Raw genomic sequence first — 24,201 nt, forward strand, 5'->3', positions numbered from 1 at the left:
CGCTTCTCATTTCCAGGTCAGTGCTGCGCTTCTCACATGCAACCTGCGGAGGCCGTCCGGTGGCAGCTCGCGCTTGAGCTCGGGATTCGAACCCGCCACCTGATAAGCCCAGTCAAACGTCACACGGAACGCCGTCACTTCCCTGACGCGGATCTTCGCGAAATGGTCGTCCCACGTCCAGAGAACATAGGTATGTCCTGCGATGGCTTCGACTGATCTGGATGGCGACCAACCACCCGATGGAGCAACAGCGATCTCATACAAAGACTTCGTGTAGCCCATGTCCTGGACTTCGGTGTCGTCCCACACATTCAGGTAATAACGTCCGTTCGACGATTCGAAGAAGACATCGGTGAAATCGTCATTGTAGTCACCAACAGAATAGGTGGAGAAATCGTAGCCCGCGAGTTTCGGCGATGTGTGATAATCGCTCAGCTTCGTTCCGAATCCCTCCGGACGGGGAGTAGCATACACTAGGTCGGTGCTCAATTCGCTCTCATTGCCGTCGAAGTCATAGGCAGTCACACCGTAATAGGCCCGGGTTCCATTTGTCGCCCCATTATCGATGAAGGAGATTCCGACAACCGATCCGAGTACCTGGTACTTTCCATCATATCGGTCACTCACCCAGATTTTATATCCCGCCACGTCAGGCTCGGGATTGCGCAACCATGAGAGTTCAACGGCATTGTTCAAGGCGACGGCCCGGATCCCCTGAGGCGGGCTCGGCGGTGTTATGTCGAGATCGTAAGGGTGACGGCAACCGATGAGCACAGCAGCGGCGAGTATGATTCCGATTGTTTTCATGACATCCCTCCAAAGCAATCAATGGATACACAGCCAAAAGCACAAAGGCTGTGCCAGAATCACATAGGTCCGTTCGATGAATATTGACGGAAAAGAGCCAGGAGGTTGTACAAAACGACACGGCCCTGTTCACGATAGTGTGCAGGGCCGCATCATGGATATACTCATGACTTCTTACTGACTAACACCAGCTAAACGAAGAGCGCAACGCCATTGTTGATAATGCCGACGGCCTTTCCTTTCAGGCGATAGCCGTTGAACGGCGAGTTCTTCGATTTGGACAGCAGCTTCGCTGTGTCGACGACCCATTCCGCATTCGGATCGAACAGGGTCATGTTCACCGCTTCCCCCTCGGCGAACTTGATAACCGGAAGCGAAACGATCTTTCGCGGATTCGTGGAGAGTTTCTGAATCACCTCCACAAGCGTCAGGATCTTCTTGTGGTACAACTCCGTCAAGCTCAAGCCCAAGGATGTCTCCAAACCGACAATTCCGAATGGCGCTTGTGCGTATTCGACCTCCTTCTCGTCGATCGTGTGGGGCGCGTGGTCCGTGGCAATGGCATCGATCGTTCCGTCCTTCAGACCCTCGATCATCGCTTCGATATCTTCTTTGGTACGCAACGGAGGATTCATCTTGGTGTTTGTGTCAAAGCTGGCAACCATCGTTTCTAGCAAGGTGAAATGGTGGGGAGTAATCTCACATGTGATGTTCATCCCCTTTGCCTTCGCCTTCCGGACATGGTCCAGGGCGCCCCGCGTGCTGATATGTGCAACGTGGTAGCGCGCTTTCGGAACATAACCAAGAAGGATGATGTCACGTGCGACCATGAGTTCTTCCGCGATCGGAGGTATGCCTGCCATTCCCAACCGCGTCGACGTGACGCCCTCATTCATACACCCGCCGTGCGTCATGGAGGACTCCTCGGCGTGCTGGATAACAGGGATACCGTACATTGAAGAATACTCCAGGGCGCGCCTCATGATCTCTGGACTGGCGATGGGGCTCCCGTCATCGGAGAAACCGACTGCGCCGGCCTGTGCGAGTTCCGCCATCGGCGCGAGTTCTGTCCCCTGCCGTCCCTTGGTTGCGGCACCGATTGGAAACACATCCACGACGCCGTTGCACACTCCCTTCCCCTTCTCGTGGACATAGCGCACAACCGACTCGTCGTCGATCGCCGGATTGGTATTGGGCATGCAGCACACCGCTGTGAACCCGCCTGCTGCGGCGGATGCGCAGCCCGTTTCAATGGTCTCCTTATGCTCAAACCCCGGTTCGCGAAGATGGACGTGCATGTCGATGAACCCGGGCGCAACGATTTTCCCGCGGAGGTCCACCTCCTCGAAGCCCGCGGCGAGCGCGATGCTTCCCGCGATGCGCTCAATGCGTCCGTCGAGAATCTGAATATCGACTGTTTCGTCCCTGCCCGACGCAGGATCAATGAGTCTGCCGCCTTTCAAGAGAAGCTTCATAGATTCCTCTGCCTAATTTGATGTGCCCAGGAGATACAGCACCGCCATTCGAATCGCGACGCCGTTTGTCACCTGTTGAAGGATAACTGAGTGTTCACTGTCCGCAAGGTCCGCCGAGAGTTCAACGTCACGGTTAATCGGTCCGGGGTGCATGATCGTAATTGGACCCGGCGCCTTCGAGACTTTCTCCTTTGTGACGCCAAAAAACCGATGATACTCCCTGAGTGAGGGGAACAGGCCGCTTTTCTGCCGTTCCAACTGTATTCTGAGAACGTTCAGCGCATCGACTTCCGGGATGACATCCTCCAGCCGGTGATGGACTTGTACCCCGAGCTCTTCCAGTTCGCGCGGAATAAGCGTCGCCGGCCCGCAGACGGACACATGAGCACCCATAGTGATCAATCCATAGATATTCGACCGCGCCACCCTGCTGTGTGTGATGTCACCGACGATACAGACGCGCAACCCTTCGAGCTTTCCGAATTTCTCCCGGAGAGTATACATATCCAGCAAACCCTGCGTCGGATGTTCATGCCCCCCGTCACCGGCATTGATGACATTGGCATCAACAACACGGGTCAGGAAGTGCGAAGAACCCGCCGAAGCATGACGCATGACAACCATGTCGATCTTCATCGCTTCGATATTCCGGGCGGTGTCTTTGAGAGTCTCCCCCTTGCTCACGCTGCTCGCAGCAGTGGAGAAACTGACCACATCTGCGGAAAGCCGACGCTCGGCGAGCTCGAACGAAATGCGTGTGCGGGTTGAGCTTTCAAAAAACAGGTTTACAACAGTTTTTCCCTGCAGCGGCGGGACTTTCTTGATCGGCCGGTCGAGGATTTCGCGGAACGAGACTGCCGTATCGAGGATCAGCGAGATGTCTTCCTTCGACATGCCATCCAGCCCCAGGAGGTGGCGACTTTTCAGTTTCATCGATTCATCTCCTTTCCTTCATCATCTACGTCCACCAGATAGACCCCATCTTCCGGATCGGTTTCCGTCATCATAACCTTGATCTCCTGATTCAGCGATGTAGGGATATTCTTGCCGATGAAATCTGCCTTGATGGGGAGTTCACGATGCCCGCGATCGACCAGAACTAGCAGTTCGATCAGGGCGGGACGCCCCAGGTCCGTGAGAGCATTGAGGGCGGACCGAATGGTTCTGCCGGTGAACAGCACGTCATCGACCAGGACAACGACTTTGCCGGTGACATCAAAAAGAATCTCTGTGCTTTTTAACTGCGGTTGGTCGAGACGACCGCGCAGATCATCCCGATAGAGAGTAATGTCGAGAATTCCAATCTGAACGGGCTTCCCTTCGATTTCTTCAATCTTCCGGGCAAGCCGGCGGGCAAGATACTCACCCCGCGTTCTGATGCCGACGAGGGCCAGGTTCTCCGTCCCTTTGTTCCTTTCCACAACCTCGTGGGCGAGCCTGTTCACCGTCCGCCGGAAACTGTCGGAGTCGATCGTTTTGGTTTTTGTCATACATACTCCTTACTAAACAAAAAAACCTCCAAATCCGCCGACATCGGAAAGGGAGGCAACTGCTATTCAAAACCGAAAGGTCAAAATGGGCTATCCCATTCCTGACTCTTCATTTCGCTTTTTGATTTTCTGCTTCCTTTCCTACCTCACCGGATAGGATTAAAGGATTATTCAAAGAACAAATACGCTCGCTGATAATATACAACCGAAAGCAACTGAAAGCAAGATCACCCCCGCGGACGAAACCCCCGCCACACCCCGCGTATCAGGCCACCCGATCGACAATCATCAGCCCCACCAACACAGAAAGATAGATCAGAGAGGCAGAAAAGAGTCTCTTCGCGTTCGCGTTGCTGCGATCGATGTAAAGCCTGATGGCCAGCCAGAGAAATGCCAGCGATAGTATGACCGCTCCGACAAAATAGAGCATGCCGAGCATCCCGACCATCGTGGGCATGCAGGCCGCCGGGACGAGGGCTATACAGTAGATCAGAATCTGACGACTTGAGGCTTCTCCACTGGGATCGGAAACGACCAGCAGCCTGTAGTTCGCCCTTGCATAGTCTTTTCGATACATCCATCCCAACGCCAGGAAATGCGGCATCTGCCAGAAGAAGAGGATGCAGAACAACGACCAGGCGCCCATTGAAAGCTCCCCCGAGACGGCCGTCCAGCCAATGAGCGGCGGGAGCGCGCCCGGGATTCCGCCGATAACCGTCGCAAATGGAGTGATCCGTTTCAGCGGAGTATACAGAAAGAGATACGTCGCGAGTGTCACAACCGCGAGGAAGGCAGCGAGAAAATGCGTGAAGAGCAAGAGCTGCAGGACACCGAAAACTGATAGCATCGTGCCAAAAAGCAATACATGGCGCTGCGGAATTCGTCCCGACGGAAGGGGCCTGTTCTCGGTCCGACGCATTTGGGCGTCAAGGTCGCGCTCGATGTACTGATTGAGCGCTCCTGCACCGCCTCCGACAAGGAGCGTCCCAAGAAACGCGTGGAGAACGACCGGATACTGAACAGTATTCCCTCCCGCAAGGTAGGCGCCGCCGAGTGCAGTGACAACTGATAGGAGTGTGAGCTCCGGCTTCGTCAAGACAAGATAGTCAACGAGCACGGAGCGACGGATAGAAACAGCGCCGGAAGGCACGAGACTCTCTTTCATTTCTGGGGAACCGCTTGACCAGAGATCGGGGGTTTTACTTCGGCGGGTCCGAGCTTCTTGAGAATGTAGCTGACGACCGAATCAGCCTCGGACGGCTTCAACCCCTGATTCGGCATAGGCGGGAACGCCGGGTCTTTCTTCACGGGATTGAGGACGAATGCCATGATCTGGTCCTTCTTCCCTCCGTACTTGGGGATCACATCCTTGTAGGCCGGTCCGATTTTCTTCTGATCGAAAAGATGACAGGCAGAACATCGTCCGTTATAGATATCCTCGCCAGTGAGAGCGGCCACAGTAACACCGAGCTTTGATTTCAGTTCCTCGGTCGCGCGATCATATCGGTACGCCAAGAGGGCTGCCTGCGTGGTCGTCGCGTTATGAATCGCCACTTGATCGTTGACAGAAAGGACCGCTAATGCGACGGCAAGCGCGTACACAGCGGAATTCAGGTGCCGCAGATGTGAATCGCGCATGAACGCATAGACAAATTGGGCAGCGAGGAATACGAGAACAAGAGCGACGCCGGCAAATCCATATAACAAGCCCGAGAGTGACTCCGGAGGCAATAGGAGGATCGCCATCACGACAAGCACTGGGAGCGAGAGAAACGAAGAAGTGATAAGCCGGACGGCCACGCGACGCGCGATCAACTGTTGTTCGGGGTCGCCTCCCCTGCCCTCCCCACTCAAGCCGGAGAAGAAGTAGAGGATCCCTACACCTGTCACACCTGCAGCCAGTGCTGCGAACTGGAGGACCCTGATCAGGACGTCGGGCGAAATGAAGAGCGCAACGATGGAATCTACGCCTCCCCAGGTCGACGGGTTCGTGGCAATGGTCATTGCGCTGACGAGGAGGAATGACGCTGCAACGAGAGCAATGACACCCCATCGTCCAGCTGCAAAATGCGAAGCCACGGTTTCCTCAGAGTACCCATGGACTTCTTTGAGACCGTCCGCACCACGCGGCCGGTTCTCGAGAAGCCCTTCGTAGTCTCTCAGAACACCGCGCAGGCGGAACGTGTACTTATAGACATACAATGTCACTACCGCAATGAGAAGCAGGATGAATCCGTACGCGGCAAGCCCGACTGACATTGCCTCAGTGGACTGCAGCACCTGGGCGAACACAAAAATGGACGAGAAGCTCGGCAGCAGAGCAAGGAAGACCGGGAGCGTCTTGTTGAACAAAGCGACATCGATGAGGTCTTTCGCAAAGCGCGTCTGTGCGTGGTTCCGTTCCCGCGTTCCCTTCCTGTTCATAGAGTATGAAAGCACGGATGAACCAAGCAGGAAACCGAGATACGGATAGAGTACAATGGAGACCAGTCCTCCGATCAAAATGAGGACGTGGAAGTGTTCCACTGACTGGGGAATTGCGAGAGTTTTTAGCAGATCCATCGTGCGTGTTCTTGGATGTGATCCTCGTGAGACAGAGGGTCTATTGTGGCCGAGTCAGGAGCGGCTTATACAGCTTTGACTGCCCCTCGGAGATCTTTTTGTACCACCCCTCAAAAGAGGCAGAGTCCATTGAAATCACTTTGTTGTACATATACGAATGCCGCAGGCCGCAGTATTCCGCGCAGGCAACGTCATACTCGGCGACTTTGTTGGTCTTGAACCACATGGTGTTCTCCCTGTTCGGGATCACATCCCTCTTGATCCTGAACGAAGGGATAAAGAACGAATGGTTGACATCAAGAGAATGCAGCGTCACCTTGATAGGCGTATTCACGGGGACGTAGAACGTATCTGCCCGAACGCCGTTGGGATACTCGAATGTCCATGACCACATCTGTGCGGTGACTTTGATGGGGACAGCGTCGCCGGGGATATTCGTCTGATCCAGATATCCCTTCCATCCCATATAGAACATTCCCATGAACAGCACAAGCGGGATGACAGTCCACACCACCTCGAGGGTGACGTTTCCCTCGATGTTCACAGGATGAGGATTTCTCTTTCGGCTGTAGCGTACGAGAAAAAATACCATAAACGCCAAAATACCGAGGAGAACCAGCGCGGAGATGCCGACGATCGACAAAAACGTTGCATCAACGGAGTCGGAAAATGGTGAAGTTCCTTGGAACATTCGTAGTCATCCTCAATGAAACGCGTAATCAAAAAAGGTCAAGACAAAGAAAATCAGAAGCACGAGGCCTGATACCGAAGCAAAAAGTCGGAACGTACGGTCCTCGAACCGGAGGTGCATAAACACGCTCAGGACAAGAAAACCCTTGATGGAGGCGATCGCTAGCGCCGTGACAATAATCCACCGTCCCAATTCGAGCCCCGCGAGGGCGACAGTGGTTCCGGTCAAAACCATGAGACCGGCCCAGAGCAGAATATACTGTCCGTAGCCGACCACGTGGACTTCGTGCGAGTGCTGATTGGCGTTTTCTGTCATACGTTGCGCCTAATGGACGAGATAAAAGAGTGGAAAAAGAAAAATCCAGATAATGTCGACGAGGTGCCAGTACAGCGCTCCTGCCTCGAGCTTGACGAACGAATCTTTCGTGATGATATCCCGCTGGATGAATCGCATGATAACAGCCAGTACAATTGCACCGATAATGACGTGGAGAGCGTGCAAACCCGTCATCACAAAGTACAGTCCAAAATAGAGGATCTCTCCCTGGGGCTTCGTCAATAATTCCGGGGATTGCGGATACAGACCGACGGAGAACTTGTGACTCCACTCGAAATACTTGTTGACGAGAAACAAGAGTGCCAGGGCAATCGTGATGCCGATCAGAAGCAGCGACAGCTTCTTGTTTCCGCGCTGGATCGCGGTGATCGACATCGCCACCGTAAGGCTGCTCGTCAGAAGCACCATGGTGTTGATGGTGCCCACGAGCGTATCGAGTTCCTTCGAGCCAAGTTCAAATTCTGCCTGGTGCGAGAATCGATACACGGCATAGATCACGAACAGACCGCCGAACAAGATGAGCTCGGTAAAAAGGAACAGCCACATGCCCATCTTCGAGCCGTAATCGTCCCGATGCACGTGTCCCTCTGCATGCGCTCCTACTGCCGTACTGGTCAAACTTCCTCCTATGATGCTTTTTCGTACTTGCTATAATCGTATGGACCCGTCGTCACAGTCGGGATCTCATCAAAATTCTCCAACGGAGGCGGAGACGGGGTTTTCCATTCCAATGTTTCTCCTCCCCACGGATTTGCGGATGCCTTCGCGCCGTTCCGGAGAGCGATAAAAAGATTCACAAACATGATGATAAGGCCGAGGACAAGAATCCACGAACCGATCGTTGCAATCTCATGCAGCGTTTGGAATTGCGGGAGGTAATGATAGTAACGCCGGGGCATCCCAAGATAACCCAGGATGAGAAATGGAATATAGAGAGTGTTGAACCCGATGGTTGAGAGCAGCCAACCTACCCTGGCTCTTCCCTTGTTGTACATTTTGCCAAACACTTTGGGAAACCAGTAGTGAAGCGCTGCAAAGAACCCAAAACCGGTCCCTCCGAACATGACATAGTGGAAATGCCCGACAACGAAATATGTATCCGTCACATGGATATTCACCGACAACGCTCCGAGCATCAATCCTGTGAATCCGCCAATGGAGAACTGAACGATGAAGGAAAGGACGTACAGCAGCGGGACGTCAACATCGATCGATCCTTTGTACAGGGTTGCGACCCAGTTGAAGATCTTGATGGCGCTCGGGATGGAAACCAGAAACGTCAGGAAGGAGAACACGAACATTCCCGTGTTGCTCATGCCGACGGTGAACATGTGATGTGCCCAGACAAGCGATCCCACGAGAGCGATCGCGATGCTCGAGTACGCGATGAACTTGTATCCGAAAATAGTCCGACGGGCGAACACCGGAATGATCTCCGAGACAACGCCCATAGCGGGAAGGATAATGATATAGACGGCCGGATGAGAGTACATCCAGAACATGTGCTGGAACAAGACCGGGTCGCCGCCAAGTGTCGGGTCGAATATGCCCACGCCGAACATGCGCTCGATGATAACCAACAAGAGGGTGATGCCGATGATCGGCGTCGCCAGTATCTGGATCCACGACGTCGCATAGGAGGCCCAGACGAAGAGCGGCATCTTGAACCAATCCATGCCGGGAGCCCGCATGCGATGGATGGTTGTGATGAAATTCAATCCGGTGAGAATCGAAGAAAAGCCGAGCGTAAAAGCCGCCATCAGCGCAGGTATCACGTTTGTCGTCGTCCGGACGCTGTAGGGGACGTAGAATGTCCATCCGGTATCCGCGGCACCTCCGGGGAGAAAGACGGAGACGAGCGCCATCAAGCCGCCGGCAAGAAACAACCACCATGACAAGAGGTTCAGACGGGGGAAGAACACGTCCTTCGCTCCGATCATCAGCGGGATCATGAAATTCCCGAACACCGCCGGCACGATCGGGATCACGAAGAGGAAGATCATGATAATACCGTGGAGCGTGAAGAACGTGTTATACGTCTGCGGCTGCATGATCGTCCCTTCGGGCTTCAGCAGTTCCAGACGCATGAGAAAGCCGAGCGTGACAGCGGCAAAGAAGAACACGAGGATCGTACCAAGGTAGAGGAGTCCGATCCGCTTGTGATCAGTGCTGAGAATCCAGGAGAGTATCCCCTTCCGTTTCGTCGAAACGTGATAGAAGTCGGGCTCTGCTCCGGCCAGCACAACAGGCGTTGCCATAATCGCGTTACCTTTCGGTTTACTTCTTTCGTGGTCGAAGGATGAAGACGATGACGAATACTCCGACCAATCCCAGCGTCGCAACAAACGAGATGCGCATGAAATTCAGGGAGTACGTGCGCCCTTCCGGGTTGTAGCTATAGCAGAACGTCAGCAGCTTGGCGATCGTCGGACCGACTTTTCCAGTGGAAGCCTCGTACACGGCCATCTTCACATCAAAGGGAAGGTACTGGATACCGTTGATGTACCGAGTGATCTTTCCCTCCGGAGAGACAACAATCAGCGCTCCGGCGTGGACAAAATCGTCGCCGGTGTGCGTGAAATAGAAGCCCGCGCCGTCGGTCACCCGTTGAATGGTCAGGCTATCGCCGGTCAGGAATCGCCATCCGTTTGGGTCCGCCTGCTTCTTGAGAAGATTCAGATAATTGTCCTTCTTCCCTGCCGCGATGTCCGGCGTCTCACGGTGGTCAAAACTTATCGTGATGATCTGGTAGTCCTTCCCGAGTTCAAGATCGGTCTTGTCGACGATCTTCGTGAGCTCGTTCAGAAGCGGCGTGCAAATGCCGGGGCACCGGAAATAGACAAATGTAAATATCGTCGGCTTGTTCACCAGACTTTTGAGTGAGACCAAGTGGCCTGTCTCATCGTAGAGTTCCTGGTCCAATGGGATCGTTTGGCCCAGTTTTTCCTCGATGCCGACTTTCTGACGGGGCTGGCCGTTGACGCTCAACGGAACACCGAGCGAAAGGAGAAGCAATCCGGCGATGACGGAACGGTAGATCTTCATGGCTACCCTCTTCGAGCTTTCAGCTCGTTCATAAACTGGTAGAGCGCTGTCCAATCCGATGCGGAGAGCTGGACAACCTCTGCCTTGAACCCAAGCTGGATGGGTTCTGCACTCACAACTCTAATGAATTGATCGACGCTCTGTAGCGAGGCACTGGTGTTCGACAGCAAGCTTGCGAATATTCTGTTCTTGTCGCGGGCAACGCGTTCGAAGACCTTGTACCCTGTCCCTTTGGTCTCACCCCCGGCGGTTGCTGCGAGCACTGCAATTGCGGTAACTTTGGCGGCGGCTTCCGCCTCGACAATCTGCACGACTTTCTTGATGGGAATCTGGCCGGGCGTGTTTGTTCCCTTCGAAAGCTGATAGGTCGCCTCGAGGCCCTGGATTTCAGGCTGCGAGTCGACTGGTTGTCCAGTCGCAAGCGAACGGACGAAGTGGATCATCGCAAACCGGTCGAGGGGCGATACGTAATTGAACGAGGCCATCGCGCTTCCCGGAATTCCCTCCTGGAGCGTCTTGTAGATTTGCGAAACCTTGGATCCATTCTTCCAACCGGCAAGCTGGTGGAAATTGCGCGGCTTGGGGTTGAGCGTGACCGCAGTTGCGCCGTCCCCTTCCCCGTTATCTCCGTGGCACGACGCACAGTGTGTGCGGAACAACTCCTTCCCGTTCGCGATAAGCTCCGGCGTCGCTGTCGACACCTTCATCACATCAACAGGCGGGAGCGACCTGGCACTCTGGAACGGAATATCCCGAACGAATGACGCAGAATCTGTCAGCACAGCAGGAGTGACGGTATTCTTGCCGATCGACGTCAGATTCTGCATGTAGGAAATGCCAAGAACCGTCAGGACGAGAACAAAAAGGATGAAGGAATAGCCGAACAGCTTTTCCGGCTTCCTGATCAAATCCTTGAAATCAATTTCTGCTTTGAGATCCGGTTTTGTATCCATGCCTGCTTTCCGAAATTACAGTCTGAAACTGAGACCACGCTCGAGTTTTGGGTCGCCCACGGGCACAAGACTATTCCCCTTCACTTTGAACGCGAATACCACCAGGACGAGTCCGACGATCATGACCGGAAACCCAAGTTCCATCCAACCGAGGGAGACACTCTCGCTATAGGAGGGCATCACAAGCCAGTACAGATCGAGCACATGCGCAAAGAGGATCCAGATTGCCATCAGCTTCAGGCGTTTCAAATCCATCTTGGAATCCTGCGTGAGCAATGCGAAATACGGAACCGCGAAGTGGACAATAATCAGGAGGACAGAAACGTACTCCCATCCGTTCTTCCATCGGCTCACAAACCAGATAGTTTCTTCGGGCAGGTTCGCGTACCAGATAAGAAGAAACTGACTGAACGCGATATACGCCCAGAAGTTGATGAAAGCGAACATGAGAGCGCCCAGGCTGTAGAAGCTGTCGCGCTGAAGCTTCGGCAGGTATCCATGCTCGTGCAGCTTGACGATTGCATACGTCGCTGCGGCGAGGGCTGCAAGGACAGTTCCGGAGAAGTAATAGACTCCGAAGATCGTCGATGTCCAGTGCGGCTCGAGGCTCATGGCCCAATCCACAGCAGTCAGAGTCAGCGTAATGGCGAACACGGGCATGAAGATAGCAGCAAGCCGGATATTGATCGTCGTCAGGCGCTGATCCTTTGTGGTGTCCTGCTTCGAGGAGTTCCGGGTGAAGAGAAAGTGGAAGAACGCCCAAAGCGCAAAAATCACGGCGAACCGTACCATGAAGAACGTCACGTTCAAGTATGCGGATTTTCCGGCGAGGACCTTGTCGGCCGCCAGGGCATCCTCGTGCGTCCAGTGATACAGATCGTGAAGATGAAAGAAGAGCGGCAACGCCAGCACAGGGAGCAACAGCACTAACGCCCCGAGGAATTCATTCACACGCCTTACGGGTACGCTCCATACCGCTCCCCCAATGTATTCGAGTGCGACGAGGAAAATGGAGCCTGCGGCAACGCTTGCGAGAAGAAGATAGCCGATGACATTATCGAACGCCATGCGCCTGGGGTCGATGCTGTAGCCCAGCGCCGCGATCGCGATACCGGCGATCAGAAGAGCCCAGCCGATCCGTGTAACGCTCGCGGGTAACTCCTTCCTCCAGCTTTCAGCGGTTACGGGGTTGCTCATTTCAGATCTGACTCCTTTGCATTATGCGCTCGCTGCAGCACACGGACATAGTTGACAATTGCCCATCGATCATCACGGGAAATCTGCGATGCGTAGGAAGGCATAACATTCTGGCCCTCCGTGATCACATGATAGATGCTGCCGTCAGGCCAGTTCCGCACCTTGTCCGAATGAAGAGTCGGCGGATTAGGAAACTGTCCGCGCAACCGGCTGTCGCCGCGTGCAAAATTTCCATGGCAAGGGCTGCAATACGTGAAGTATCTGGCCTTTCCGCGCTCGAGAACCTCTTTCGTCGGCAAGAGTGGATTTACAAGATTCTTGCCTGCTTCCTCCGGCTTTCCCTTGAAGGCATATGGCATGAAGCCGCGGGCCACAGTACCTTCGACCGGCGGGCGCATTCCAATTCCATCTTTGAAGAGCTCGCTCGGGCGCTGCGCTTTCTGCTTCGCCTGCGTGCTCATCCACGAAAAGGGTTCCATGAAAAGAACCTGATTGAATATCACATAGGTCGAAACGGAGACGACAACGGCAGTGATGGCCAGTACTCCGAGGAAGCCGGGGTCGAACATTCTCTTACCATGGTCGAGATCGACAAGGTCGTAGTAGACCGAAGCGACATCTTTCCCCCCCGCTTTCTTCAGGAACTTGCTCACCTCCGCTTCATTGAACTGCGGATCATCAGCCTGAATGCAGACGCCAAACTTATCCGACGACACCTTCTTCATGTACGGCGTATCGTGGAGCGGGTGGCTGATGTTGGGGAATTTGAAGTAGAGGACAATCATCGTCACGACGGACAGGACCGAGGCCATGAGCACCGTGATCTCGAAGGCGACAGGAACAAATGCCGGCCATGACCAGAAGGGCTTGCCGCCGATGACGAGAGGATAGTCCACCAGAGTCACCCACGTCATCAACCCGACGGCGAGGACAGCCCCTAACAGGCCAAAGACGAGCGCGAAGACACCCAGGCGCGATTGCTTCAAGCCCATCGCCCCGTCCATTCCGTGGACCGGATACGGGGTGTTCACATCGTACCGGGTATAACCCGCGGCGTGCGTTTCGTGCGCGGCGCGGATAATCTCGTCCGGTGTGTCAAACAGAGCCGTTACGGCAAAGAGATGCTTCTCATTCATAGATGTTGCTCAGCGTCTAATGATGCGATGGCTGGCCGCCTTCGATGACCGCCTTCACCTCGCTGATCGAGATAACAGGCAAGACACGCACAAATATCAAAATCAGCGTAAAGAACAAACCAAAACTCCCGACGAGAATTCCGACATCGTAGAACGTCGGCGCATAGTGGCCCCAGCTGGACGGGAGGAAGTCACGCGAGAGTGAGGTCACCACGATGACGAAGCGTTCGAACCACATGCCGATGTTGACCGTGATGCCGATGACGAACATCGCAGGGATCGACCGGCGGATCTTTTTGAACCAGAAGAGCTGCGGGAAAATCACGTTGCAGCTGACCATCGTCCAGTACGCCAAGGCATAAGGACCAAGCGCCCGATTCAGGAACACGAATCGTTCAAACTGGTTTCCGCCATACCATGCGATAAAGAACTCCATCGCGTAGGCATATCCCACCATCGACCCTGTGACGATCATGACCTTGTTCATCTTCTCGAGATGATCGAGCAGGATAATGTGTTTCAATTTGAACGCCTGCCGGACAAAGATCAGAACATTCTGAACCATCGCGAAGCCCGAGAAAACGGCCCCCGCGACGAAGTACGGCGGGAAGATGGTCGTGTGCCAGCCGGGAATGACCGAGACAGCGAAATCGAAACTGACGATGGTATGAACTGAGAGCACAAGAGGAGTGGCGAAACCGGCGAGTATCAGATACGCACGCTCGTAGTGCTGCCAGTGCCTGTTTGAATGACGCCATCCGAGACTGAACACCGAGTAGATGGTCTTTTTGATCTTGTTCGTGGTCCGGTCACGCAGCGTAGCCAGATCGGGAATCAGACCGACATACCAGAACACCGCCGACACCGTGAAGTAGGTCGACACAGCGAACACGTCCCACAGCAGCGGCGAGGTAAAATTGACCCACAGGCCATGCTGGTTTGGATACGGAGTAAGATAGACGGGAAGCCACTGACGCCCCGTGTGCAGCAAGGGAAACAGGCCGGCGCACATCACGGCAAATATCGTCATCGCTTCGGCGAAACGGGCAATACCGGTTCTCCAGCGCTGTCTCAGGAGGAATAGAATGGCCGAGATGAGCGTCCCGGCATGTCCAATGCCAACCCAGAAAACGAAATTGACAATGTCGAAGCCCCAACTGACCGGCTGGTTCACACCCCAGAGACCCAGGCCCTTGTAGAGAGTCATTCCGATGCAGAACCCGCCAAACGAGAGAAGCGAGAGCGTAATGCTGAGCAGGATCCACCAAGTCCTCGAAGGGAATTCGTCCATCGGCGCAGCGATGACCGCATCGACTTCTGCGGCCTTCGGCTTTCCCTCGACAACGGGGAGCTCGCGGGTGTAATCGATAGAAGCAGTGCTCAAGTCAGGTTCTCCGAATGTATGTTCCGCAATTTCGCGAGGTAGGTCACATTGGGACGCGCGTTGGTCTCCTCGAGCACATGATAGCCAAGCTGGTGGCTGCGATACACCGACACGTCGGACTTCGGATCGCTCATGTCGCCGAACACGATTGCTGTGGCGGGGCATGCGTCCTGGCAAGCCGTCTTCACATCGCTCCCTTTCAGGGGCACACCCTTTTCAGCAGCGAGTTGACGCACTTCCATGATTCGCTGCACACAGAACGTGCACTTTTCCATGACGCCGCGCGAGCGGACAGTAACCTCGGGGTTGTGCAGAAGTCCGATGGGCTGCTGCTCGTAGTATCCGTCCGCAACGTGGTCCCTCCAATTGAAGAAATTGAACCGTCGCACTTTGTACGGACAGTTGTTGGAGCAGTACTTGGTTCCGACACAACGATTGTAGACCATCTGGTTCAGTCCATCCGGACTGTGCGTTGTCGCTACGACCGGGCAAACGTTTTCACATGGGGCCTGATCGCAATGCTGACACAGCATCGGCTGATGACTCGGGACCGGCGCGTCTGATGTACCGGAGTAGTACCGATCGAGCCTGATCCACTGCATCTCCCTTCCCTTCGCGACCTGCTCTTTGCCGACAACCGGGATATTGTTCTCAACATTACAGCCCGCAACACACGCGTTGCAGCCGATGCACTTGTTGAGGTCGATCGCCATGGCCCACTTGACGCCGTTGTACTCGACCTCAGAGTGAATGCTGAACAGCTCTTTCTTTTCCTTATGAAGGAAGTCAGGTTCCTTCGCATACTGAAGAACCGTACCCTCCTGAATCACTCCACGCTTCAGATGGAAATCCTTGACAAATGAATCGTCGAGAGAGTGATGCTCCTGCGTGGACGCGAGGTCGTACTTTCCGGCAGCCTTGGTCACGCTGGCTCCCTTAATGACCCGGGCACCAACGAGAGCCGATTTTGGCAGGAGGACGCCGACGTCAACCCCGACACCGGAACCAATCGGGCCGGCGTTTGTTCGTCCATAGCCCAACTCGATCGAAATGTACCCATCTGCCTGGCCGGGCTGAACGAATACGGGGACAGTCTGCTTCCCGTATGGCAGCGAGATTTCCAAGGTGTCGTTGGCATCCACCCCAAGCGCTTTTGCGGTCATGGTGGAAATTGCCGCGTAGTTGTCCCAAACGACTTTCGAGACCGGATGCGGAAGCTCCTGCAGCCATCCGTTGTTCGCGAACGTGCCGTCCCCTACATAGTAGTTCCGGGTCAGCCCGATTGCGTAGGCACCCGAAACGGATCGTGCAACGGATGCGAGCGCATCCCACTTGAACCTGTATTCCTCTTTCCCACGTTCTTCAACCAGCAGCACGCCATCGTGGAGGGCGGAATACCAGAACGTCTTGAAATCTGTCTTCTTGCCAAGGCCGGGGAATTGCGTTTTTTCCCATTGCGTCATCAGATATTCATGATACAGGGTCTCTTTATAAGAGTCCTTGCCCTGAGTCCACGAAAGAAGCACTGCTTCCTTCTGCCTGGTGTCATACAATGGCGCCACAATCGGCTGCTGGAACGAATAGACGCCGCTCCTGACCTTGAAATCCCCCCACGACTCGAGCGCGTGGTTCACAGGGAGTACATAGGAGCAATACCGCGAGGTCTCGTCCTCCGCTTCAACGAGGCTGACGCTGACGGGTACGTGCTTCAACGCTTCTTCATAGCCGAACGCTGTTGGCAGCTGAAACACCGGATTTGTGCCGAAATGGACAATCATTCCGACACGACCTGACTTCATACCTTCTACGAGCGACTCCAAGTCCGATTGCCCGGACAGCGGTGTCAACGTTTCGGACCTTGCTCCCTCGTACAGGGCATTGTTGCCCAGGAGTTCATTCAGATAGTTGACAGCGATATGAACGTCGGATTCCAGAATGTCCCCTGCGATGACGAACGATCGCCCGGCGTGTTCGGAAAGGTCATCAACCAGGTGTTCCAGGACCTTTGCGGAGAGCAAGTGCTCAGAGGCGAATTGCCGGAGTGTGATTCCAGCGGCCTGCGGAGGGACCGAACCTTTGACAGATCCCTTTCTTCTCACCACAGCAATTTCGTTGATCAGAGCGAGAACGAACGAGAGCTGCTCATCAGGCCGCAGCCGGAGCCGATAATCGGCATTCGCACCGGTCAGACTCATCGCACCCTCGACAGCATAGAGCCGGTTGAAGTCCGTCGTCTTCATGACATCACGGCCGTCGGTGAAACGCCGGATCTGCTCGAGCGTCATTCCTTCGTTTCCCAGGAAATCTGATTCAAGCGACAGCACGATCTTCGCCTTGTCCCAATTGATCGAGGGAATCTCACGCGTGCCGTACGAGAGCTCCCAGGCATGGCGGCGGTTCGCGTCGTTGAAGGAATCGTATACGTACAGACGCGTTGTCGGATACTTCGCCCGGAACTCCGCTAGAACCTTCGCGGCCGTTGGCGACTGGACGGAGTGGAGGACCACCGCGATTTCTCTGGCAGCCTTCGCGCTATTCTCAAGGTGGCCTGCGATCTCAGCGTCAGCCTGTTTCCAGGTGATGGTACCGGATTTCCCCGATGCGGCACCAAACACCGGACCGCGCAGCCGGTTCGGATCGTATAAATTCAGGATACTCGCCTGCCCCGTTGCGCAAGTCCTTCCGCGATTGACCGGATGGTCCGGGTTGCCATCGATCTTTATCGGCCGGCCTTCACGCGTCTTCACGAGGATACCGCACGATTGCGCACATCCGTTGCAGGTTGAAGCGTAGTAATTCGGGACGCCGGGTGTCACCTCTTCGGGCTTTTTGCTGTAGGGGACAATTTCTCCGCGATCCCGGTAGTTGCTGCAGCCCGCAGCCGCGAAGGAAGCAGATGCCGTCAGAAGCGCGAGGAACTGCTTCCGCGACATCGCAGAGAGTTCTGAAAGCTGAAAGTCGTCCGTGACGCCGGCCATAAACTCGTGCGCTTTTGCGTCGCTCACAGAATCCTTGTCGTGCAACTCCCTTAGACTCTTCCAGTAGTTCGATTCGTTAGACATTCGACGTGGAGCCTTCCTTTGATCTCGGGACCGCCAGCGGATTGATGCTGATATTCACAGGGCGATCGTTTTCACGGTCCCTGGTCCGTGAACCGAAGAGCTTCTGCAGCAAACTTCCTCCCAGGATCCCGCCTCCCACCGCAGTCAGCATCTGACCAAAGAATACCCGGCGGGGAGTGCCCGTGGCGTGTTTTTCGTCTGCGTTGTTGCTCATAGTCTCGTCCGTTCGTTCTCTGCTAACGGTGACATGTGCTGCAATAGTCGGATCCCTTTTTGATGCCGGGAACATTGGCCAGTGTTTCGGGCGCGTTCCTGTGACATTTCAGACACGCCGCCATGGTAAATTCCGATACCTGGGTTACCACATCCATATTTTGTACCTGCCCGTGGCAGTTCGCGCAATCGATGCCCCGGTTCACGTGGGCGCTGTGGTTGAAGTACGCATAATCCGGAACCTTGTGCACGCGCCTCCACGGCAGCCCGACCCCCTCCTCATAGTATTTTGTGAGCTTGATGATCTCGGGACGGTTTTTGCGGGCAACGGCGTGACAGTTCATGCAGATGGAAACGGCTGGCACTGAGGCATGAGGAGACGATGTGACTGCAGTGTGGCAGTACTTGCAGTCAATCTGCATAGTCCCCGCGTGGAGCTTGTGCGAAAAAGGAATAGGCTGAGGAGGAGCGTATCCAACCCCGTCCCGCTCAGCTCTGGAAAGAAAGTAGGTGGCGATGAAGGACACTGCCGCAACGAACACGACGATAGGAACACGAACCCGCAACGTGTAGTCAAGCAGCGATTTTTTCATGCATCAACTCGCAGGACGCTCATTATTAGTCTGGCAGGAAAATTGGAAAGGCCGCTGTTTATCGGAAAAGCCCTTGTACAAAGCACTGGAAAGCCATTGCACTGCAGAAAAACATACTCAATATTAAGAAAAGTTCCATTGCGATGCAATTATTTTAGAAAGCGGCGGTTGTTTTCCACACCCCGGAAGGGGCTTCCTCTACCCCACACTCCGAGGATCGGCCGGAGTCTCGTGGCGGATCGATCGTGCAACCATGCTGCTCACGGGGACTTCAGCCCCAAGGTTGAAGTTCCTCACATTGAATGCTATGTTGTCAATACAGAGCATCCGCAGTTGAATTCTTCTACATTATTATTAGTACCAGATGATAACCGCTACCGGCGAAAAGATCAAGACGGTCTGTTTTCACTGCGGGACACCCGCCGAAAACTCCGGCATCGAGGAAGACGGGAAGCCGTTTTGCTGTGCCGGCTGCCGTGCTGTGTACCAGATCCTGTCAAAGAACCGGCTCTGTCAGTATTACAGTTTTGAACAGACCCCTGGAAGCACCCCTCCGGTTCAGCCGGCTCCGCGCTTTGAATTCCTCGAAGACCCGTCCGTCTCGCAACAGCTCGTCGATTTCTCTGACGATTCCGTGACCGTGCTGACCCTCCGGATTCCTCAGATGCATTGCAGTTCATGTATCTGGCTTCTCGAAAATCTTCACAGGCTTGATGAGGGGATCGTTTTCTCCCGTGTCGACTTTCTCAGGAAGACACTCCTGATACGCTTCGCGAAACAACGAACGACGATCCGGAAAACCGTTTCACTTCTCTCTTCTCTCGGCTACGAACCCGAGCTCAACCTCGGGAGCATCCAGAAACAACCGGCTCAGTCACTGAACCGCAGTCTGTACCTCAAACTCGGCGTAGCGGCATTTTGTTTTGGCAACATCATGCTCTTCAGCCTGCCAGAGTACTTCGCGGGATCGCGTGCAGACTTTTCGTCGCGCAGCCTGTTCGGCTATCTCAATCTTCTTCTCTCTCTTCCGGTCGCACTCTACAGCAGCTCGCTGTTTTACGTCTCGGCATGGCAAGGTCTTCGAAAAAGAATCATCAACATCGATGTCCCGATCGCGCTCGGGATAGCAGTGGTGTTCATCCGCAGCATGGTAGAGGTTCTTCTCTCCACCGGTCCCGGCTATTTCGATTCGCTCACCGGCCTCGTCTTCTTCCTGCTCATCGGTCGATTGTTCCAGAACAAGACGTACGACGCTTTGAACTTTGAACGCCGGTATCAATCCTATTTTCCTCTCGCCGCTGCAGTTCGGAAAGACGGCGAGGAGCGCACTGTTCCGATCACCTCGCTCCGTCCCGGCGACCGCATTGTTCTCCGCAACAATGAGATCATTCCGGCAGACGCCGTTGTGATGAAGGGACCGGCAAGAATTGACTACGGTTTCGTGACAGGAGAATCGAACCTCGTGACCAAGGAAGCAGGTGAACTCGCGTTCGCCGGCGGCAAACAAGTTGGCGCGACTGTGGAACTGGAAGTCATCAAGGAAGTCTCTGAGAGCAAACTTGTTCAGCTCTGGAATGATTTTGGCGGTTCCGGAAAAACGAAATCGAGACTGCTGACGCTTTCATCAAGCGTCGGCAAATACTTCACGTTCGCAATTCTCGGGATTGCCATCGCGACAGGGTTCGCCTGGTGGATACTCAATCCCGCCGTCATCCTCACCGCAGTGACCGCGATACTTATCGTCGCCTGTCCTTGTGCGCTTGCTCTGGCTGCTCCTTTTGCATTTGGAACAACCATGCGCATTTTCGGTAATCGGGGATTCTATTTGAAGAACTCAGGAATTATTGAATCATTGTCAAAAGTGGACACAATCGTTTTTGACAAGACAGGGACGCTCACCCGAACTTCTCACTCCTCAATTCGATTTGAGGGGAGTCCACTGAACGAAGAGGAGATCAGGCTGGTGGCCTCGCTGGCGCGCAGTTCCACTCATCCCTTGAGCAGGACGATCGCAGAGCATCTCGCTCAGCGTGACTTTTCGGAGGTCAGCAGCTTCGAGGAGATCGAAGGAGAAGGAATACGCGGGCGCGTCGAGGGTACTCGTGTTCAGCTGGGCTCGGCGGATTTCGTGAACGGGACTGGATCGAGCGACGACACTGGCGCGGCAGAGACAAGGGTTCATCTATCGCTGCGGGGTCAGAAACGCGGATGGTTCTCTTTCGAAAATGCATACCGGGAAGGTGTTAGGGACGTACTATCGCACCTCGGAAACAAACGATCTCTGATGATTCTTTCCGGTGACGGCGACAGGGAACGAGAGAGGCTGCGATCATTCTACGATGGGTTCGCCGAGATGCGGTTCAATCAGAAGCCCGCGGACAAGCTGGCATTCATTCGTGAGCTACAGGACGCCGGCCGAAAGGTCCTGATGATCGGAGATGGTCTCAACGACGCAGGAGCGTTGTGGCAAAGCGACGCGGCAATTGCGGTGACAGAAAACGTGACCTCCTTTTCGCCTGCGTGCGACGCCATGCTGGATGCATCCTCATTTGGCTCCTTGAACCGTTTTGTTGATTTCGCGGACACGAGTTTGCGTGTGGTCTATACAGCCTTCGGATTGTCCGTCCTCTACAACATCGTGGGCTTGTGGTTTGCGGTTCAGGGATCGCTCTCCCCTCTTCTTGCCGCGATCCTGATGCCTCTGAGCTCGATCTCGGTGGTGATTTTCTCAACAACGACGATCCGGCGGCTTGCAAAAAAGAAAGGCATTCTCTGATGTCTGTCATTTGGATTCTTGTCGGCTTCAGCGTGGCGGTGGCTCTTGGATTTCTCGTTGCGTTCATCTGGGCTGTACGAACCGGACAATACGACGACAAGTACACGCCCTCGGTGAGAATTCTCTTTGAGGAAGAACAGAAAACTAGTACTTTCAACCAGCAAAACACGTCCACAGAGGAAGGATCTACATCGAATGGAGATGGTAACCATCAAGTACGATAACAGGATCGTGCGGAACTTCGCCGTGGCGACGATGCTGTGGGGGGCGGTGGGAATGCTCGTCGGACTGATCATCGCTCTGCAGATGTTCGAGCCCGCCGTCAATTTCAAGCTTCAGTACCTCACGTTCGGGCGGATTCGCCCGTTGCACACAAACGCCGTCATTTTCGCATTTGTCGGCAACGGGATCTTCATGGGCTTGTACTATTCTCTCCAACGCCTCTGCAAAGCCCGGATGTTCAACGACCTTCTCAGCTCCATACACTTCTGGGGCTGGCAGGCCATTATCCTCTCGGCGGCACTCACTCTTCCCCTAGGCTTCACGACTGGAAAAGAGTACGCCGAACTCGAATGGCCGATCGACATACTCATCACGCTCATTTGGGTCGTCTTCGCCGTGAACGTCTTCGGGACAATCATCAAGCGGCGAGAGAAACACATGTACGTCGCCATCTGGTTCTATGTCGCAGGCATTGTGACCATTGCCGTCCTGCATATCGTGAACTCCTTCGAACTTCCTGTCTCCTATCTGAAAAGCTATCCGGTCTATGCAGGTGTGCAGGATGCGCTTGTCCAGTGGTGGTACGGACATAATGCTGTCGCATTTTTCCTCACAACGCCGTACCTCGGGTTGATGTATTACTTCCTTCCGAAAGCTGCAGAACGTCCGGTCTATTCGTACCGACTTTCCATTGTCCACTTCTGGTCCCTGATCTTCCTGTATATCTGGGCCGGCCCGCATCATCTTCTCTACACTGCGCTCCCGGATTGGGCACAATCACTTGGAACAGTTTTTTCAATCATGCTGCTTGCCCCGTCGTGGGGCGGAGCGATCAACGGGCTTCTGACGGTTCGCGGCGCCTGGGACAAGGTCCGTGAAGATGCTGTGTTAAAATTCATGGTCATTGCCATAACCGCCTATGGTATGTCGACGTTCGAAGGTCCGATGCTCTCATTGAAGAACGTCAATGCGATCTCCCATTATACGGATTGGACAATCGCACACGTCCATATCGGTGCTCTTGGATGGAACGGGTTCCTGACATTCGGGATACTCTACTGGCTCATCCCAAGGATGTGGAACACCAAACTCTATTCCCGAATGCTCGCGAATCTTCATTTCTGGATGGGGACGCTCGGCATCGTCGTCTATGCGAGCGCCTTGTACTGGGCGGGCATTACGCAATCCCTTATGTGGAAGCAATTCACGACTTCGGGCGTGCTTCAATATCCCAATTTCCTCGAGACGGTCACGCAGATACTCCCCTTCTACATTATCCGGGCTCTGGGAGGAGCTCTCTATCTCGCGGGTGCGTGCCTCATGATCTACAATCTGGTGCGGACCACACGGCAGGGAAAGCTGGTCGGCGATGAAGAGGTGCAGGTCCCCGCGCATTGGGAAGAACGTCCGGTCCGGGAAACCAAGCACAAATGGCTGGAACGCCGGCCTATTCAGTTCGCGCTGCTCGCTACAGTTGTAGTCCTGATCGGCGGCATCGTTGAGCTCGTGCCAACGTTCCTCATCAAGTCGAATATCCCGACGATTGCCTCGGTCAAGCCATACACGCCGCTCGAGCTCCAAGGCCGTGACATTTACGTGCGGGAGGGATGCTATACATGCCATTCCCAGATGGTCAGGCCCTTCCGATCTGAGACGGAGCGATACGGTGACTACTCCAAAGCCGGTGAATTCGTGTATGACCACCCGTTCCAATGGGGGTCGAAACGGACGGGCCCGGACCTTCACCGCGTAGGAAAGAAGTATCCGAACCTCTGGCATTTCATGCACATGGACGACCCGCGGTCGGTTTCTCCGGGCTCTATCATGCCTGCCTATCCATGGTTGTATGTTCAGAATACCGATGAGTCCATCGTCGATGCAAAAATCCGTGCGATGCAGAGACTCGGTGTACCGTATCCGAAAGACTACGACAAGCAGGCCGTCGCAGATATGCAAGCCCAGGCCGCCGGGATCGCGGCGGACCTGCAGAAGCAAAACGCGCCCGCGGATCCCGACAAGGAAATCATGGCCGTGATTGCCTACCTGCAGCGGCTCGGAACTGATATCGCGGTTCAGCGCTAGGAGGGAAGCCGCACATGTTCTCACATTATCTCGAAACGATTGAGGGCATTGCTACCTACCCTCTGGCCTCGCTCCTGATCTTTGTTCCGTTTTTCATCGGGGTGTTGATTTACGTTATGAGGATGAAAAAGGAAGACGTCGACAAAATGAGCCAACTGCCACTGAACTGATGGACCT

Annotated in this window: 22 protein-coding genes; 4 read left to right on the forward strand and 18 right to left on the reverse strand. The window is 54.5% G+C overall.

Features of this window, described 5'->3' with window-relative positions:
* Nucleotides 1–6 precede the first annotated feature (6 nt).
* The 18 genes from NTU47_16410 to NTU47_16495 all read right to left on the reverse strand — a co-directional run bounded on the left by NTU47_16410 (nucleotide 7) and on the right by NTU47_16495 (nucleotide 18,944).
* Complete coding sequence (locus NTU47_16410; GenBank protein MCX6135389.1) at nucleotides 7–807, reverse strand: hypothetical protein; 801 nt, start codon at nucleotides 805–807, stop codon at nucleotides 7–9.
* Nucleotides 808–998: 191 nt separating this feature from the next.
* The gene (locus NTU47_16415) at nucleotides 999–2,282 is read right to left on the reverse strand and encodes a dihydroorotase (GenBank protein ID MCX6135390.1); all 1,284 of its coding nucleotides are present in this window, start codon (nucleotides 2,280–2,282) and stop codon (nucleotides 999–1,001) included.
* Nucleotides 2,283–2,294: 12 nt separating this feature from the next.
* Nucleotides 2,295–3,215, reverse strand: a complete 921-nt coding sequence (locus NTU47_16420; GenBank protein ID MCX6135391.1) for an aspartate carbamoyltransferase catalytic subunit — start codon at nucleotides 3,213–3,215, stop codon at nucleotides 2,295–2,297.
* On the reverse strand, nucleotides 3,212–3,772 hold the full coding sequence (pyrR, locus tag NTU47_16425) for a bifunctional pyr operon transcriptional regulator/uracil phosphoribosyltransferase PyrR (GenBank protein MCX6135392.1): 561 nt from the start codon (nucleotides 3,770–3,772) through the stop codon (nucleotides 3,212–3,214). The genes NTU47_16420 and pyrR overlap by 4 nt, the downstream gene beginning before the upstream one ends.
* Before the next feature lie 265 nt (nucleotides 3,773–4,037).
* Complete coding sequence (gene cyoE, locus NTU47_16430) at nucleotides 4,038–4,937, reverse strand: heme o synthase (protein ID MCX6135393.1); 900 nt, start codon at nucleotides 4,935–4,937, stop codon at nucleotides 4,038–4,040.
* A complete protein-coding gene (locus tag NTU47_16435; protein ID MCX6135394.1) occupies nucleotides 4,934–6,334 on the reverse strand; it encodes a hypothetical protein in 1,401 nt (466 codons plus the stop codon). Before NTU47_16435 ends, cyoE begins: the two co-directional genes overlap by 4 nt.
* 40 nt (nucleotides 6,335–6,374) lie before the next feature.
* A complete protein-coding gene (gene coxB, locus NTU47_16440; protein ID MCX6135395.1) occupies nucleotides 6,375–7,025 on the reverse strand; it encodes a cytochrome c oxidase subunit II in 651 nt (216 codons plus the stop codon).
* A gap of 12 nt (nucleotides 7,026–7,037) precedes the next feature.
* A complete protein-coding gene (locus NTU47_16445) occupies nucleotides 7,038–7,340 on the reverse strand; it encodes a cytochrome C oxidase subunit IV family protein (GenBank protein MCX6135396.1) in 303 nt (100 codons plus the stop codon).
* A 9-nt stretch (nucleotides 7,341–7,349) separates the two neighbouring features.
* On the reverse strand, nucleotides 7,350–7,979 hold the full coding sequence (locus NTU47_16450; GenBank protein MCX6135397.1) for a cytochrome c oxidase subunit 3 family protein: 630 nt from the start codon (nucleotides 7,977–7,979) through the stop codon (nucleotides 7,350–7,352).
* Nucleotides 7,980–7,987: 8 nt separating this feature from the next.
* Nucleotides 7,988–9,619, reverse strand: a complete 1,632-nt coding sequence (locus NTU47_16455) for a cbb3-type cytochrome c oxidase subunit I (GenBank protein MCX6135398.1) — start codon at nucleotides 9,617–9,619, stop codon at nucleotides 7,988–7,990.
* A gap of 19 nt (nucleotides 9,620–9,638) precedes the next feature.
* The gene (locus NTU47_16460) at nucleotides 9,639–10,406 is read right to left on the reverse strand and encodes an SCO family protein (GenBank protein ID MCX6135399.1); all 768 of its coding nucleotides are present in this window, start codon (nucleotides 10,404–10,406) and stop codon (nucleotides 9,639–9,641) included.
* A 2-nt stretch (nucleotides 10,407–10,408) separates the two neighbouring features.
* On the reverse strand, nucleotides 10,409–11,359 hold the full coding sequence (locus NTU47_16465) for a cytochrome c (protein MCX6135400.1): 951 nt from the start codon (nucleotides 11,357–11,359) through the stop codon (nucleotides 10,409–10,411).
* A gap of 15 nt (nucleotides 11,360–11,374) precedes the next feature.
* Complete coding sequence (locus tag NTU47_16470; protein MCX6135401.1) at nucleotides 11,375–12,556, reverse strand: quinol:cytochrome C oxidoreductase; 1,182 nt, start codon at nucleotides 12,554–12,556, stop codon at nucleotides 11,375–11,377.
* A complete protein-coding gene (locus NTU47_16475; protein MCX6135402.1) occupies nucleotides 12,553–13,692 on the reverse strand; it encodes a DUF3341 domain-containing protein in 1,140 nt (379 codons plus the stop codon). The genes NTU47_16470 and NTU47_16475 overlap by 4 nt, the downstream gene beginning before the upstream one ends.
* 16 nt (nucleotides 13,693–13,708) lie before the next feature.
* Entirely contained in the window at nucleotides 13,709–15,076 is a 1,368-nt protein-coding gene (gene nrfD, locus NTU47_16480) for a polysulfide reductase NrfD (protein MCX6135403.1), read from the reverse strand.
* Nucleotides 15,073–18,138: a TAT-variant-translocated molybdopterin oxidoreductase gene (locus NTU47_16485; protein ID MCX6135404.1), complete on the reverse strand. Its 3,066-nt coding sequence runs from the start codon at nucleotides 18,136–18,138 to the stop codon at nucleotides 15,073–15,075. The genes nrfD and NTU47_16485 overlap by 4 nt, the downstream gene beginning before the upstream one ends.
* Nucleotides 18,131–18,352, reverse strand: a complete 222-nt coding sequence (locus NTU47_16490) for a hypothetical protein (protein ID MCX6135405.1) — start codon at nucleotides 18,350–18,352, stop codon at nucleotides 18,131–18,133. The genes NTU47_16485 and NTU47_16490 overlap by 8 nt, the downstream gene beginning before the upstream one ends.
* A gap of 22 nt (nucleotides 18,353–18,374) precedes the next feature.
* Complete coding sequence (locus NTU47_16495; protein ID MCX6135406.1) at nucleotides 18,375–18,944, reverse strand: cytochrome c3 family protein; 570 nt, start codon at nucleotides 18,942–18,944, stop codon at nucleotides 18,375–18,377.
* Nucleotides 18,945–19,308: 364 nt separating this feature from the next.
* Between NTU47_16495 and NTU47_16500 the strand changes: the two genes are divergently transcribed.
* From NTU47_16500 to NTU47_16515, 4 genes are read left to right on the forward strand one after another with little or no spacing between them, the layout of a single operon-like run.
* A complete protein-coding gene (locus tag NTU47_16500) occupies nucleotides 19,309–21,720 on the forward strand; it encodes a heavy metal translocating P-type ATPase metal-binding domain-containing protein (GenBank protein MCX6135407.1) in 2,412 nt (803 codons plus the stop codon).
* Complete coding sequence (gene ccoS, locus NTU47_16505; protein MCX6135408.1) at nucleotides 21,720–21,944, forward strand: cbb3-type cytochrome oxidase assembly protein CcoS; 225 nt, start codon at nucleotides 21,720–21,722, stop codon at nucleotides 21,942–21,944. Before NTU47_16500 ends, ccoS begins: the two co-directional genes overlap by 1 nt.
* Nucleotides 21,916–24,024 carry a cytochrome-c oxidase, cbb3-type subunit I gene (gene ccoN, locus NTU47_16510; GenBank protein MCX6135409.1) on the forward strand — a complete coding sequence of 703 codons (2,109 nt, stop codon included), beginning with the start codon at nucleotides 21,916–21,918 and terminating at the stop codon, nucleotides 24,022–24,024. The genes ccoS and ccoN overlap by 29 nt, the downstream gene beginning before the upstream one ends.
* A gap of 14 nt (nucleotides 24,025–24,038) precedes the next feature.
* A complete protein-coding gene (locus NTU47_16515; GenBank protein ID MCX6135410.1) occupies nucleotides 24,039–24,194 on the forward strand; it encodes a cbb3-type cytochrome c oxidase subunit 3 in 156 nt (51 codons plus the stop codon).
* The last annotated feature ends 7 nt before the right edge of the window (nucleotides 24,195–24,201 follow it).

The sequence above is a fragment of the Ignavibacteriales bacterium genome (genome assembly GCA_026390595.1).
GTDB lineage: Bacteria > Bacteroidota > Ignavibacteria > UBA10030 > UBA10030 > UBA9647.